This is a genomic window from Vibrio hippocampi (genome assembly GCF_921292975.1).
GTDB classification, from domain to species: Bacteria; Pseudomonadota; Gammaproteobacteria; order Enterobacterales; family Vibrionaceae; genus Vibrio; species Vibrio hippocampi.
On sequence record NZ_CAKLCM010000003.1, the window covers coordinates 185,898 to 199,485 of the forward strand.

The window sequence follows — 13,588 nt, forward strand, 5'->3', positions numbered from 1 at the left end:
TCATCTAAAATGGTCGATAGAGGACTTCTTTAAGTGGACGGTGGCATAGTTTTAGCCGCTTTACTTGCGCCAAGAATAACTCAGCGCACCCAAGCGCATCACTGGCTGCAGAGTGTGCGTTATATTCAGGTAGATTGTAATGTTCGCGTAAATCATCGAGCTGGAAACTATTGTGCCCATGGTTTTGTCCTAGGTAACTAAAGCGTTTTTCCAACGCCAACGTGTCTATCAAATAACAGGGTAACGCGTCTAGGTTATATTGACGCGATAAATAAGCTAAAAGGAAGCCATATTCGATACTCGCACTATGAGCGATGATCACTTTTCCTGCAACACGATCTAGAAGTTGATCGATAGCAGAACTAGAGTCGACCCCCTGCTGTATCACTTGTTTTGGCATTATTTCGTTAACCACCGCACTTTCTGGACGAACGAAGTCTTCATTACGCAGGTACACTTCATTCATGCTAGTTAGATCAATTTCCTCATAGTTTAGGGAGATACTCCCGATAGATAGAATGCGATTAGATTCAGGCTCTAAACCAGTTGTTTCAAAATCAATAGCGACAAACTCTAACTCAGTGAGTGGGCTTTGAGTATTAGGGAGTGGTTGAGTGAAATACTGCGTTAAGGCTCCGGAAGACCATTGGTGATGAGCAAGTTCAGAATATACTGCTTGCATTTTGTCTTGATGCGAAAACCAACGTTTTAATTTTCTAGTCAACATGTTAGAACCCATTAACGAATTTTAGCTTGGCGACATCTTGTAGCTCACTAATAATTTTGAACGCCTCTTTTAGGTGTTTTCGCTCAAAACTGCTGAACTCGTCAGGGCGAATATGGTTATCTGGAGTTGCATGTCTAAGCAAAGCATTGAGCTGATGTTTGAAGCGCACCTGTGTAAGAAAACGATAGGCGCCAATGATGTTGTCACAACTCTCTTGTGAGAGAGTTCCTTTTTCTACGGCATAGTGAAAGCGCTCTTCTGTCCCTGTTAGTGACCCACCTGCAGACAAGCTGTAGATACGAGCAAGATCGATGATAAGGTTGAGTGCAAATTTTTTGATGTTGAGTGACTTTGTATTATCACCTGACTTCTCTAGTACCAAGCTATTAAAAATACCAAGAGGAGGTGAGGTTTCTATCGCATCTCTAGTTAACGCCGGAATAAAACGAGGGTTAGCATGAATCGTTCTGTGCAGGTGGTTCTGAAGTTGGTCTACAAGCTCCGCGTTGCCATAAACACAGCGAATTTCCATGAATACGCTAATACTTAGCAACTTGTTGTACTCAGGACTAGCTACCCATTTTGTGTAGTAGTCTTTCCAGCGCCCAACATTCTGGTTCCATTTGGCTGTAGCAGCCATATATTTGCCGCTACATAGTGGATAGCCGACTGCAGCTAGACCGTTACACACACGCATCGCAAAATAGTTGAAATAGAGCCTATCATTTTCTGTAGCACTCTCGGCGAGGACCAAGGCATTGTCTTGGTCAGATAGCATGTGCACTTCATTTCTAGCGTGGGACCCTGCCACCATCCATGCATAGTCACATGGCGGTTTCCCCAGCACTTCTTCGGTAAGTTGGATAATGCGTCTATTGAACGCATCCATGATCATCGACATAACTTGACCATGAATTTCTGCGCTGACTCCGCTCTCTACTAAGGCTTGAAATATAGTCTCTTTTTCATCCCGAAGGTTTGCAAGTGCAGTGATGGAGTTGGCGTACTTAATCTTCTCAATAAGAAATAGAGATTGGGTTTTATGGTTATGCACTAAATGCGTTGTTGTTAATAGCCCTTTAACTTGCTGATTCGTGATGACGGGTAAACAGCGAATATTGTATTGCAGCATCAATGAGATCGCCTGAATGACCTTATCTTCACTATTGATAAGAATAGGGTTAGGCGTCATTACATGATGAATGGGATCAGTTGTATCGATTCCGTTCGCAACAACATGCTGTGTCATATCTCTATCCGTGACCAGTCCAACGATCTCGTCGCCCTTAAGAACTACTGCACAAGAGCTTCGTTTCTTACCACACATCGCTTGAGCGACGCTCATAATTGAGTCTTCGATGCTAACAACAGTGATACTCTCGCTTGCCACCTCACCGACATTACGAAAAAACAACCCTTTGTCTTCTTTGTTGACGATCGAGCGTATCGCAGAGTGAAGGCGCGTTTTGGCTGTTGCTGCAAAATAGTCTTTAAACTCTGGGTGTTGTTCGCAGGTTTCCTGAATAATGGCGTGAGGAATTAAGTAAAGTAGTGAGTCTTCAATGGCTTCGGCTCGATAACCATCTTCTGCATCTTTCAAAGGTTCTAGAAAGGTGAAGCCAAATTGGTCTTCTTCACCCAGCCGAGCTCTAAGCTTATTGAGTTGGGTTCGCTGTTCAATTGCGCCTTTACGAACAACGTACAGAAAGCGTTTTTCACACATCGCTTGAAATTCGATGCACTCACCCTTAGCCAGATACTTGACCGTGACGGCACTTGCTAACACCTCTACTACCTGGTTTGGCAGCAGATCAAACGGGTCAAGATGGACGAGAAAATCATAGACATTATTAGAGGCAGAAGTACTCATTTAAAATCTCCATAATTAAAACAACGTTTCATTTGTTGAGCTTGTGGTAAAAAAAGCAGCACAAGTGCTGCTAATTTATGGTTTTGACGCTTACACAGGGTAACTATGGTACCCCAGATGTTCGGACACATTACGCCCCGCAGTATGCAGTAGCGCAATGTACTCCTGTTTCTTGTCTTCATCGAATCGAATCGTTGGAAATGAAACCGAAATGGCAGCAATAGCTGCGCCAAAGCGATCAAAAATTGGCACTGCAATACAACGCAAACCTGGTTCTTGCTCTTGGTTATCTTCGCCATAGTGCTGTTCTCTCACAAGTTGTAATTCCTCGATTAACTGTTCTACAGTCTCATGGGTACGTTCGGTGTGCTTCTTAAACTCAACATCAGCCAAAAGCTCACGTACTTCATCTTCTGTCATATGTGACATCAAGACTTTGCCGATTGCAGTGCTGTACAACGGGTTGCGACGACCAACACGTGAATGCATGCGAAGATGATAGCTTGAGTCAATTTTGTGGAGGTAGATTATTGACTTTTCATCAATGGCACCAAGGTGAGCTGTTTCATTGATGATGTGACAAATCTTGGTCATTTCGGTATGTGCTAGGTCAATCAGATCGACATGGTCTAGAGCCTTGGAACCAAGTTCAAATAACTTTAAAGTGAGCGCATACTTATCCGCTTCACCTTCTTGCTCAACATAGCCGAGCGTTTTCATTGTTTGTAAGAAACGGTACGTCGTTGCCTTAGACATCATCAAGTTCTGTGACAGCTCTGATACTCCAATCTCTTTTCGATCAGAAAGTGCTGACAGGATGTTGAACACTTTTAGTACTGAGGATACTGCTTCGGGTTGAGTTGATTTTTCCATTTCACGCTCTGGTTTATTTCCAATAGAGATGAATTATAACTGACTAGAGTGAATCGGTCAGCAATATCAAAAAGCTATTTCATTAATTTAAAACCAAAATGTGATACCCCTATCACAACAATTGCATGTCGACGGTTTAATTAAACCATTGTTTCAAAAAAAACTTCAAGTCGTATCATTTTTTATGTAATCTATGTTTTAACAAAGTGAGCAATGTCTTTGTTCATTCTACAAACACAATAAAGGAACACACTATGATTCTTGATTCATTCAGCCTTGAAGGCAAAGTAGCAATCGTTACTGGTTGTGATACTGGTCTTGGTCAAGGTATGGCTCTAGGACTTGCTAAAGCGGGTTGTGATATTGTTGGCGTGAACATCGTAGAGCCGACAGATACCATCGCAATGATGGAAGAAACTGGTCGTAAATTTATCGATATTCGTGCCAACCTAATGAAACTTGATGATATTCCAGGCATCGTTGACAGAGCTGTCACTGAGCTAGGTCGTATCGATATCTTGGTAAACAACGCAGGCATCATTCGTCGTAACGACGCGATTGATTTCTCTGAGCAAGACTGGGATGACGTTATGAACATTAACATCAAGTCGGTGTTCTTTATGTCTCAAGCTGTTGCTAAACAGTTTATTGCTCAGGGCGAAGGCGGAAAAATCATTAACGTTGCGTCAATGTTGTCTTTCCAAGGTGGCATCCGTGTTCCATCTTATACCGCATCAAAAAGTGGCGTGATGGGCGTGACTCGTTTGATGGCAAACGAATGGGCAAAAGAAGGTATCAATGTAAACGCTATTGCCCCTGGTTATATGGCGACAAATAATACAACGGCTCTACGTGCTGATGAAAAACGCAATGCGGAAATTTTGGAGCGTATCCCAGCAGATCGTTGGGGTACACCAGAAGACCTTGCAGGTCCTTGTGTTTTCTTGTCATCTAAGGCATCGGACTATATTAATGGTTACACGATTGCAGTAGATGGCGGTTGGCTGTCTCGCTAACTAGTTCGTGAGAAGGTGATGAACCTATTTTCTGTCGGTCAGGCGTTAGGATTTTTGAGTTTTGGTTTAGGCATTTCCACCTTTTACCAAAAAAATGATAGACAGCTCAAACTCCTAATGCTGATCTTTAATATCAATCATCTTCTCCACTATTTATTGCTTGGTTCACTTATCTCTGCGGTTGCAGCAGCGTTGTCGGCATTGAGAACGTTTGCATCAATTCACACACAATCTAAGAGGGTTGCTTGGGTGTTTATCAGTCTTGCGGTCGTTCTTGGGGTTTTTGTTGCCGAGGATACATCACAGATGTGGCCAATTGTCGGTACGGTAATTGGAACTTACTGCATGTTTGTCCTCAAGGGTATTGCGATGCGGGTGGGCTTCTTGATCGGGGCTGCATGTTGGTTGGTTAATAATATTATGGTGGGCTCAATTGGTGGGACGCTGCTTGAGGCAACACTTATTATGACAAACATAACAACGATATACCGTATGCATAGAGAATCAGTGATCTAGACACAATTATACTAAGGTTTAGAACATGTTCGTATTTAACAATAACATTCAGTTAGAAGACTTGGGTGATGGTGTGAGTCGCAAGGTTTTGGCTCATAACGACAATATGATGTCAGTTGAAGTCCACTTTGAGAAAGGTGCGATAGGACCAATGCACTCACACCCACACGAACAACTTACTTACGTACTATCAGGAGCATTCGAGTTTACGATTGGTAAAGAAAAACACATCGTAAAGGTGGGTGACACTATGTACAAAGAACCAAACATTGAACATGGGTGTGTGTGTGTTGAAGCAGGTACGCTTATCGACACGTTCACACCAATGCGTAAAGATTTCGTTTAATAATTTTGACCAGTGGCGATTAAAATTGCCGGAGAAAAGATATGAAAATTGCACTAATGATGGAAAACAGCCAAGCACCTAAGAATGCGATGGTGTTATCTGAGCTAAACCATGTAGCTGGTGGTCTAGGTCACGATGTGTTTAACACAGGTATGAGTGACGAAAATGACCATCATCTAACCTATATCCACCTTGGCATTATGGCTAGTATTTTACTAAACTCAAAAGCAGTAGACTTCGTTGTTACTGGTTGTGGTACAGGTCAAGGTGCGCTAATGGCAAGTAACCTCCACCCTGGTGTTGTATGTGGCTACTGTCTTGAGCCTTCTGATGCATTCCTTTTCAACCAAATTAACAACGGCAACGCGATTTCTCTTGCGTTTGCGAAAGGTTTTGGTTGGGCTGGTGAACTGAACGTTCGTTATATTTTTGAAAAAGCATTCACTGGTGCAAGGGGCGAAGGTTATCCAACCGAACGTGTCGTGCCTCAGCAACAAAACGCAGCAATCTTGAATGATGTTAAAGTAGCTGTTTGTAAAGATGTCGTATCTTCGCTGAAAGCTATCGATCAGGATCTAGTGAAGCAAGCTGTTGGCAGTACTCATTTCCAAGAGTGTTTCTTTGCACATTGCCAGGTGCCTGAAATTGAAGAGTATGTGCGTACGCTGATTAGCTAAGGCTACGTTATGTAGCCTCTAGGACTCATTAATAGTATTGTTTGTCCTCCATTCCTTATCGGGAATTTGCTAGCCAGTCATAGTGACTGGCTTTTTTTATTTCCCCCAGCGACGTTGGCAAACTCGTCAGACTGAAAGAAACGATAAGTGAACCTGTTTGGGCAGTTTAATGTGGGCAAGTGTGTAAAATAGCGTAAAGACCTATAGTCAGTCGGCGAAATAATAGAGTAAAGTGACTACCTTAGGTGAACATGGTTTTGTTGTACTGAAGCTTTGTTTGATACTAGACTTTTTGGACGGCTAAGGTCGCATTTAACAGTCCGATTTACACAAAATCTCAGAGTCGTGTTCCTATAGAGAGATCGTCAAACCTATCGTGCTGTTGTTGGAGATTCAAAAACGTGTGAAAAAGGCCCCCAAACACGGCTATGACGTTCTTAGGGGCAAAAAAGTAACACTCGGTTAGAGGTTACTAAGTATGAACTGAATTTATTCTACGTGGGCGTAATATGGCTTTACGGTTTCGATTTTTCCGTTTTTATCGTGGTTAAGCTCGGTCATTTTGATACTTCTTAAATGCGTCTGCCCGCCCGAAAGTGAGCTATCGTGATAAAATAAATACCATTTCCCTTCAAACATTGCGATTGAATGGTGTGTTGTCCAACCTAATACAGGTTCGAGGATAACGCCTTGATACGTAAATGGACCATAAGGAGAGTCGCTCGTTGCATACACAATACGATGAGTTTCACCTGTTGAGTAAGAGAAGTAGTAAGTGCCTTCATGTTTGTGCATCCATGGACCTTCAAAGTATCTTCTGTTTACATCACCTGCAGTTAATTCCTCACCGTTTTCATCGACAATTTTTATACCTTTAGCTGACTCTGCAAGATTCAGCATGTTATTACTAAGTTTTGCCACTTGAGGTCGTAGTGCTGGTTGATCTAGTTCAGGGTAGAGCTCTTCACCGTACTCATTGTTTCTCCAGTTCTGTAATTGACCTCCCCATAGACCACCGAAATACATATAGTATTGGTCGTCTTCATCTTGGAATACCGCCGGATCGATACTGAAGCTGCCATCAATGTGAGTGTCTTGCGCTACAAATGGGCCTTCCGGAGCATCACCTACCGCAACTCCTATATGGAAGATACCGTCATAGTTTTTTGCTGGGAAGTAGAGGTAGTATTTACCGTCTTTTTCAGCAGCATCAGGGGCCCACATTTGACGCTCTGCCCATTTAACATCTTTTACATCTAGCGAATTGCCGTGGTCGGTGACTTTACCAAACGGACGATCAAGGGAGAACACGTGATAATCACACATATCAAAATGGTCGCCATTGTCGTTGAGTGGTTGGTCTGTCTCAATATCGTGAGATGGGTAGATGTAAATTTTGCCTTTGAATACATGAGCAGATGGATCTGCAGTATACATATGGGTAACAAGAGGTGCAGATATGGGTTTTAGGCTACTTGCGCGCTCCAAATCTTTTGCTGTTACGGCCTCTGCGTCACTCACGGCTTGTTTTTCTGTATTGATGTCAGTCATAGGATTTACTCAATAATTATTGTTTGATCAAAGTATAGGGTTGTCCGATCTTGGTTAAATTGATTTTATTTTTAACCTAATTATGTTTTTTCACTAATTTGAATTCGATCTTACATGTAGCGCGATAGTGTTGCGCTAGGTACTATTACGATTGAGTTTTCTCGTTATCTTGGTATGAAAAATAGTCAAAATCTGCATGTTTAAGTTGCCCGGATATATCCGCCACAAATAGGGCAGCAAATGAACCGGTAAATCGAAATATATCTGGGCCTCCCTCATCGGAGAGAGGAGTGCTATTTAATGGCTCGCCAATAGTGTGCCACTGAATTCCATCTAAGGAATAGCTAAAATGATACCACTGCTTTTTGAGATCCAAGCGCATCCAAACTCCTTCGTTTGGGTTGATAGTGGTTGGGGAGGTGAACTCTATATAGTTATCGTTGATATTGCCAACGATTTGAATTTCTGTCTTACCATCATCAGAGGCGCTTAGTTTTAGAAAGTAGTATCCATTTCTGGCGTAATATGCGCATAGACCTGCCATTTCCAGTGGTGTTTCGGGGGAAAATTCTAATTTGGTTTCCGCTGTCGCATAAAAGGATTTAAAACGACGGGCGATTAAGCTCTGTTGATAGCGAGATGATAAATAGTGACGACCTTTCAATCGTAGCTTGCCAGGCTTCTCAGATAGCGATCCCCAAGAGTTGTCAAACGGTTGATTTAGAGTTTGATATTCAAGGCTAAGTTTAGTATCCGTAAAGTTATCTATACCGATAGTTTTAGGCCAAGGGCAAGGCGGCAGATTGGGTGCTTCCACTTTAAGAACCGGTGTTTTCCCTGTTGTGACATAGGGCCAGTTGTTCTGCCAGTGTACTTTTTGGATGGCAGTTTCGCGACCTAGAATGGAGTAGCCATTGTCATATTTAGGTATAAATTGATAGCCTTCTGGATTAGGGATACGTCTGCTACATAAATGAGTGAGATACCACTCCCCATGTTGCGTATCAACAAAAAATCCATGCCCTGCTCGAGCGAGAGGAGCGTGTTCTTGAAATCGACTAGTCAATATCGGGTTATCTGGATGAACTTCATAAGGACCCCAAATCTTTTTAGAACGACATACAGTGACGGCGTGATCTCGAGCGGTGCCTCCTTCTGCGGTGACTAAGTAATAGTATCCATCCTTTTTTAAGATCTGCGGTCCTTCAGTACACCCTAACTCTGTACCTTTAAAGATATTTTTCGGTTTACCGATGAGTTGATTGCTGGTCGGGTCAAACTCTTGTAACACAATACCGCCAAAGAAATTAGTCTGTGCACGTCCATCCCAAATCATATTGAGTATATATTTTTTGCCATCATCGTCATGAAACATGGATGGATCAAATCCGTAACTACCAATGGCGATAGGTTCACTCCATGGACCTTCGATGTTATCAGCAGTGACTAAATAGCAAGGAGTCGCCATCCAATTGCCGCCGCGACATGCGTGTACGTTTGAAAAACAGAGCCAGAACTTGCCATTGCTGTAACTCAGAGTTGGTGCGTAAACGCCTTCAGAGTTGTCCATACCCGTCATATCTAACTGAGACTTCTTGGTGAGCACATGTCCGATGAGTCTCCAATTGACAAGGTCTTTCGAGTGGTGGATCTGTACACCGGGAAACCACTCGAACGTAGAGGTGGCGATAAAATAGTCATTACCTACACGAATGATAGAAGGGTCAGGGTTAAAGCCGGTCAAAATTGGGTTTTTAATCACTTGTTTCATAAATCGTCCTAGGCTATTTCAACAAATCCGCTCTGTGTCGGTTATCTTATGTTGGGCAAGGTAGAGGTAGGCATGCATAAAGGCCCAAGTCAATTTTGTATTGGCTTGGGCCTGTTTCTTATGGGTTTGTATTATTTATAAATAAAGTTTGTCACAATGTTCTCTAGGTACTCTTGCTGACCAGAGACTTTTTGTGGTGCAATATTGTTGTTCATTGCGTATTTTGCCACATCTTCTAAAGATAAGTCCCCAGACATAATCTTCTTCCCTAAATCACCGTTCCAATCTGCATAACGTTGTGCAATATTGTTTGATAATACGTCGTTTTCAATCATCGCAGCAGCGCGTTCTAACGATAGCGCCATCACATCCATACCACCAATGTGACCATGGAAAAAGTCTGCTAGATCAGTTGAAGGACGACGAACACGAGCATCAAAGTTAAAGCCTCCAGTTGTAAAACCACCCGCTTTAAGAATTTCGTACATCACAAGTGTGTTCTCTTCTACGCTATTAGGGAACTGGTCGGTATCCCAGCCTAACTGCGCGTCACCACGGTTAGCATCAATAGAACCAAACAAACCTAGAGAAGTCGCTGTTGCAACTTCGTGGTGGAAGCTGTGACCAGCCAAGGTGGCGTGGTTAGCTTCAATGTTCACCTTGATTTCGTTTTCTAGACCAAATTGCTTCAAGAACCCGTAAACAGTCGCAGTATCGTAGTCGTATTGGTGCTTAGTTGGTTCTTGTGGTTTTGGTTCGATTAAGATGGAACCGTTGAAACCAATCTTATGCTTATGTTCTACAACCATTTGCATCAAGCGACCAAGTTGCTCACGCTCTTGGCGCAGGTCCGTATTGAGCAGAGTTTCGTAGCCTTCTCGACCACCCCAAAGTACGTAGTTTTCACCGCCAAGGCGTTTCGTGGCACCCATAGCATTGAATATTTGGGTTGCCGCGTAAGCAAAGACTTTAGGGTCTGGGTTCGAACCAGCGCCAGCCATATATCGAGGGTTAGAGAAGGCGTTTGCTGTACCCCAAAGCAATTTTAAACCTGTTTCGCTCTGCTTCTGCTCTAATACGTCAACCATGGTGCTGAAGTTGTTTACATACTCTTTAAGAGAGTTGCCTTCAGGTGCGACATCGGTATCGTGGAAACAGTAGTAAGGAACATCCAGTTTTGAGAAAAACTCAAAAGCGGCATCAGCTTTAACACGCGCTTGCTCCAAAGGATCGGTCACTTTTAGCCATTCATGATCAAACGTGCCATCACCGAAGATGTCAGCTCCACCCCAGCGGAAGTTGTGCCAGTAACATGCCGCGAATCGGAGATGATCTTTCATGCTTTTGCCCAAAATCATTTTGTTGGCATCGTAGTGGCGAAAAGCGAGCGGATTTGAAGTATCTTTACCCTCAAATTTGATCTTATCAATATTTTTAAAAAATTGGGTCATAACAATCATCCAAGTTTAAGTAGTTAAATATGTCACCTACTATGATTTATTTAATTGCAATGACAAACAATTATGTTTTTTTGCACTAGTTTTATCTAATTTCTCAATGTGACTTATGTCTCGATATCTAGGTTAATAACGAGGATGTAAGAACGTAACTAATTGTTTTTATTGAGAGTTAATTTTCAGTAATTGATCTGCTTCACATTAAAAAGATTACATAAGCACATTACAAATTTGAATAAGTTGAAATGACATTAATAAACGGAGAAAATATAAGTAACAAAATTATCAGGAGTAAAGTATGAACAGTGCGAAACTGTCAGTCAAAGAAAAAGCTGCATATGGTCTTGGAGATACGGGATGTAATTTTGTTTGGCAGACTGTGATGTTATTTTTGGCGTATTTTTATACAGACATCTATGGTTTATCACCGGCTCATATGGGGACTATGTTTTTATTAGTACGTATTATTGATGCAGTTACCGACCCTATAATGGGATCTATTGTCGACAGAACGCGCTCAAAATATGGACGTTATCGCCCCTATTTATTGTGGATAGCAGTGCCGTTTGGAATTGCATGTATGCTAGCATTTTATACTCCCGACTTTGGGGCGACAGGTAAAGTGATTTATGCTTATGTGTCCTATATTTTCCTCACACTTATGTACACAGCGATCAACGTTCCATATTGTGCAATGGCAAATACGTTAACTAATAATTCCAAAGAGAGGACATCGCTACAGTCGTACCGTTTTGCGCTTAGTACAGCAGGTGGTTTAGTCGTGGCGCTTATAGCTTTACCCTTAGTGGAACTTATTGGACAAGGTGATACGCAAAAAGGCTATCTAGGTGCAATGGCAGTGATGGGAGGTGGAGCGATTGCCCTGTTTTTTTATAGTTTTGCCAATACTAAAGAGCGTTGTTTACCTGAGAAACAAATGGAACAAACAGCTTTTAATGATCTGAAATTATTACTAAAAAATAATCAGTGGCGCGTTTTATTCATTGTCAATATAGTGCTGTTAACAGGAGTTGTTCTTAAGGGTGCTTCAACAATGTACTATGTTAACTCTGTTATGCAGCGCCCCGATTTAGCGACCCAATTTATGGTCGTTGGTATGATCGCCAATATTATTGGAGCTATGATTTCAGCACCATTACTTGGGAATTACGATAAAGCAACTATCTATAGGATATTAATTATAGTGTCTGGTTTTTTATCAGGATTGATGTTCTTTGTAGCTGCCGAAAATATCACATTACTCTTTGTGTTAGTTATTTGTTTAGGTGTTGTGCAAATGAGTACTACTCCGATTTTATGGAGCATGATGTCGGATATTGTAGATTATGAAAAAACTAGAAGTGATCGTACTTTAAGTGGCATGGTATTTTCCACTAATTTATTTGCAATTAAACTGGGTATTGCTATTGGTGGTGCGGCTGTAGGATGGATATTAGCTTGGGCTGGATACGTAGGGGGCGCTGAAATCCAGTCTGATATCGCGATATATTCGATTAATATGCTATATACGGTAATCCCCGGAGTGACATTCATCTCTTTAGGCTTCTTGATGTTACTTTACAAGTTAGACAACAAAAAATTGCAAGAAATTTCGCTTGAACTTGAAACGAAATAGTTGATATTACCCCCAGTTTATCGGTTTCGATAAACTTTTATGCCCTACTTTTTAAGTAGGGCTTTTTTATCGCATAAGAAAGGAGGAAAAGTTGATGGTCAGTAATCGTCGGAAACCAATAATGTGGGGAATCATCGGTCCGGGTAAAATTGCAAATAACTTTGTTTCTGCTTTTTCCGCGGTAAACGATGGTTGTGTTTATGCCGTGGCGAGTCGCAGTCGAAGTCGATCTCAAAAATTTGCACAGCAGCACAACATTCCAGTTTGTTATGACAATTATGAACAGCTACTTCAGGACAATGAGGTGGACATAGTCTACATTTCCACGCCAAATCACACACATTATCAACTATCTAAACTAGCTTTAGAAAATGGTAAATCAGTACTGTGTGAAAAACCGCTAACTATGACATATGTGCAAAGCAAAACTCTATTTGAACTAGCAAAGCAGAAAAATTTGCTGTTAGTGGAAGGATTATGGACACGATTTTTGCCCGCCTGGCAATGGGTAAAAAAAGCAGTAGTGAATGGCGAAATAGGTATCGTGACCCGCCTAGACAGCACCTTTGGTTTTACAGCTCCTAAGGATGAGAACAGTCGTTTATTGGATCCTGTATTAGGGGGTGGAGCAATTTACGATATAGGTATTTACTGTATTTCGCTTACGGATTACCTGCTAGACCGAGCACCCACTACAATGAAAGCGTCGATCACCAAAGCATCTACAGGAGTCGATTTTAGTTGTGATGCAGAGCTTGATTTTGGTGGTGTTGTATCGACTTTTACCTGTAGCTTTGAATGCGATTTACCTAATACTTTTACTATTATAGGTAGTCGAGGTTCTATCCTAATAGAGTCTAATTTTTGGCAAGCAACAGCGGTGAGTGTTAGCGTAGATAATCACAGGTCGGCTAGATATGAATTTCCTCTCAAACACAATGGTTTTGAGTATGAAATATCAGAAATAAACACTAACTTATTGGAAGCGAGTGTAAAGAGTCGCACTAACTCCGATTGTGCGACTCTAAGATGTATAAAAGTAATTGAGAAGTTATTGACGATGGCCCCAAAATAGAGGTCCTAATTTCCTAGTGAAAGAGAATGTTAGTAAAATTTTTATTTCATCTGGAACGTAATTATTTAATTCA

At 41.7% G+C, this 13,588-nt stretch carries 12 protein-coding genes; 6 read left to right on the top strand and 6 right to left on the bottom strand.

The genetic code is table 11. The features are described 5' to 3' along the window. Positions 1 to 4 precede the first annotated feature (4 nt). The 3 genes from L9Q39_RS13930 to kdgR all read right to left on the bottom strand — a co-directional run bounded on the left by L9Q39_RS13930 (position 5) and on the right by kdgR (position 3,470). Positions 5 to 727 carry an exonuclease domain-containing protein gene (locus L9Q39_RS13930; RefSeq protein ID WP_237485716.1) on the bottom strand — a complete coding sequence of 241 codons (723 nt, stop codon included), beginning with the start codon at positions 725 to 727 and terminating at the stop codon, positions 5 to 7. Between the two features lies 1 nt (position 728). Beyond that, on the bottom strand, positions 729 to 2,597 hold the full coding sequence (locus tag L9Q39_RS13935; protein WP_237485717.1) for a DUF294 nucleotidyltransferase-like domain-containing protein: 1,869 nt from the start codon (positions 2,595 to 2,597) through the stop codon (positions 729 to 731). A 90-nt stretch (positions 2,598 to 2,687) separates the two neighbouring features. Beyond that, positions 2,688 to 3,470, bottom strand: a complete 783-nt coding sequence (gene kdgR, locus L9Q39_RS13940) for a DNA-binding transcriptional regulator KdgR (RefSeq protein WP_237485718.1) — start codon at positions 3,468 to 3,470, stop codon at positions 2,688 to 2,690. Between the two features lie 254 nt (positions 3,471 to 3,724). Between kdgR and kduD the strand changes: the two genes are divergently transcribed. The 4 genes from kduD to L9Q39_RS13960 are packed head-to-tail and all read left to right on the top strand — an operon-like array spanning position 3,725 to position 6,025. Then, on the top strand, positions 3,725 to 4,486 hold the full coding sequence (kduD, locus tag L9Q39_RS13945; RefSeq protein ID WP_237485719.1) for a 2-dehydro-3-deoxy-D-gluconate 5-dehydrogenase KduD: 762 nt from the start codon (positions 3,725 to 3,727) through the stop codon (positions 4,484 to 4,486). An 18-nt stretch (positions 4,487 to 4,504) separates the two neighbouring features. After that, positions 4,505 to 5,002 (top strand): YgjV family protein, encoded by a 498-nt coding sequence (locus L9Q39_RS13950; protein WP_237485720.1) that lies wholly within the window; start codon positions 4,505 to 4,507, stop codon positions 5,000 to 5,002. Positions 5,003 to 5,027: 25 nt separating this feature from the next. Continuing rightward, positions 5,028 to 5,348, top strand: coding sequence for a cupin domain-containing protein (locus tag L9Q39_RS13955; protein WP_237485721.1), 321 nt, complete (start codon positions 5,028 to 5,030; stop codon positions 5,346 to 5,348). Positions 5,349 to 5,389: 41 nt separating this feature from the next. Continuing rightward, positions 5,390 to 6,025: an RpiB/LacA/LacB family sugar-phosphate isomerase gene (locus L9Q39_RS13960; RefSeq protein WP_237485722.1), complete on the top strand. Its 636-nt coding sequence runs from the start codon at positions 5,390 to 5,392 to the stop codon at positions 6,023 to 6,025. A gap of 489 nt (positions 6,026 to 6,514) precedes the next feature. Here L9Q39_RS13960 and L9Q39_RS13965 read toward each other — a convergent pair whose 3' ends face one another. From L9Q39_RS13965 to xylA, 3 genes are all read right to left on the bottom strand, one after another. Continuing rightward, the gene (locus L9Q39_RS13965) at positions 6,515 to 7,576 is read right to left on the bottom strand and encodes a glycoside hydrolase family 43 protein (protein WP_237485723.1); all 1,062 of its coding nucleotides are present in this window, start codon (positions 7,574 to 7,576) and stop codon (positions 6,515 to 6,517) included. Positions 7,577 to 7,721: 145 nt separating this feature from the next. Further along, positions 7,722 to 9,347, bottom strand: a complete 1,626-nt coding sequence (locus tag L9Q39_RS13970; protein WP_237485724.1) for a glycoside hydrolase family 43 protein — start codon at positions 9,345 to 9,347, stop codon at positions 7,722 to 7,724. Positions 9,348 to 9,478: 131 nt separating this feature from the next. Next, positions 9,479 to 10,798 (bottom strand): xylose isomerase, encoded by a 1,320-nt coding sequence (xylA, locus tag L9Q39_RS13975; protein ID WP_237485725.1) that lies wholly within the window; start codon positions 10,796 to 10,798, stop codon positions 9,479 to 9,481. Between the two features lie 304 nt (positions 10,799 to 11,102). Here xylA and L9Q39_RS13980 point away from each other — a divergent pair, with 304 nt between their 5' ends. Both L9Q39_RS13980 and L9Q39_RS13985 read left to right on the top strand, forming a co-directional pair. Further along, positions 11,103 to 12,440: a glycoside-pentoside-hexuronide (GPH):cation symporter gene (locus L9Q39_RS13980; RefSeq protein WP_237485726.1), complete on the top strand. Its 1,338-nt coding sequence runs from the start codon at positions 11,103 to 11,105 to the stop codon at positions 12,438 to 12,440. A 94-nt stretch (positions 12,441 to 12,534) separates the two neighbouring features. Beyond that, on the top strand, positions 12,535 to 13,515 hold the full coding sequence (locus L9Q39_RS13985; protein ID WP_237485727.1) for a Gfo/Idh/MocA family protein: 981 nt from the start codon (positions 12,535 to 12,537) through the stop codon (positions 13,513 to 13,515). The last annotated feature ends 73 nt before the right edge of the window (positions 13,516 to 13,588 follow it).

What these genes read in the sequence shown, in the direction of transcription:
- xylA (WP_237485725.1), bottom strand. Translation starts at nt 10,798, where the DNA reads ATGACCCAATTTTTTAAAAATATTGATAAGATCAAATTTGAGGGTAAA.
- kduD (WP_237485719.1), top strand. Translation starts at nt 3,725, where the DNA reads ATGATTCTTGATTCATTCAGCCTTGAAGGCAAAGTAGCAATCGTTACT.
- L9Q39_RS13960 (WP_237485722.1), top strand. Translation starts at nt 5,390, where the DNA reads ATGAAAATTGCACTAATGATGGAAAACAGCCAAGCACCTAAGAATGCG.
- L9Q39_RS13950 (WP_237485720.1), top strand. Translation starts at nt 4,505, where the DNA reads ATGAACCTATTTTCTGTCGGTCAGGCGTTAGGATTTTTGAGTTTTGGT.
- L9Q39_RS13985 (WP_237485727.1), top strand. Translation starts at nt 12,535, where the DNA reads ATGGTCAGTAATCGTCGGAAACCAATAATGTGGGGAATCATCGGTCCG.
- L9Q39_RS13965 (WP_237485723.1), bottom strand. Translation starts at nt 7,576, where the DNA reads ATGACTGACATCAATACAGAAAAACAAGCCGTGAGTGACGCAGAGGCC.
- L9Q39_RS13980 (WP_237485726.1), top strand. Translation starts at nt 11,103, where the DNA reads ATGAACAGTGCGAAACTGTCAGTCAAAGAAAAAGCTGCATATGGTCTT.
- L9Q39_RS13935 (WP_237485717.1), bottom strand. Translation starts at nt 2,597, where the DNA reads ATGAGTACTTCTGCCTCTAATAATGTCTATGATTTTCTCGTCCATCTT.
- L9Q39_RS13955 (WP_237485721.1), top strand. Translation starts at nt 5,028, where the DNA reads ATGTTCGTATTTAACAATAACATTCAGTTAGAAGACTTGGGTGATGGT.
- kdgR (WP_237485718.1), bottom strand. Translation starts at nt 3,470, where the DNA reads ATGGAAAAATCAACTCAACCCGAAGCAGTATCCTCAGTACTAAAAGTG.
- L9Q39_RS13970 (WP_237485724.1), bottom strand. Translation starts at nt 9,347, where the DNA reads ATGAAACAAGTGATTAAAAACCCAATTTTGACCGGCTTTAACCCTGAC.
- L9Q39_RS13930 (WP_237485716.1), bottom strand. Translation starts at nt 727, where the DNA reads ATGTTGACTAGAAAATTAAAACGTTGGTTTTCGCATCAAGACAAAATG.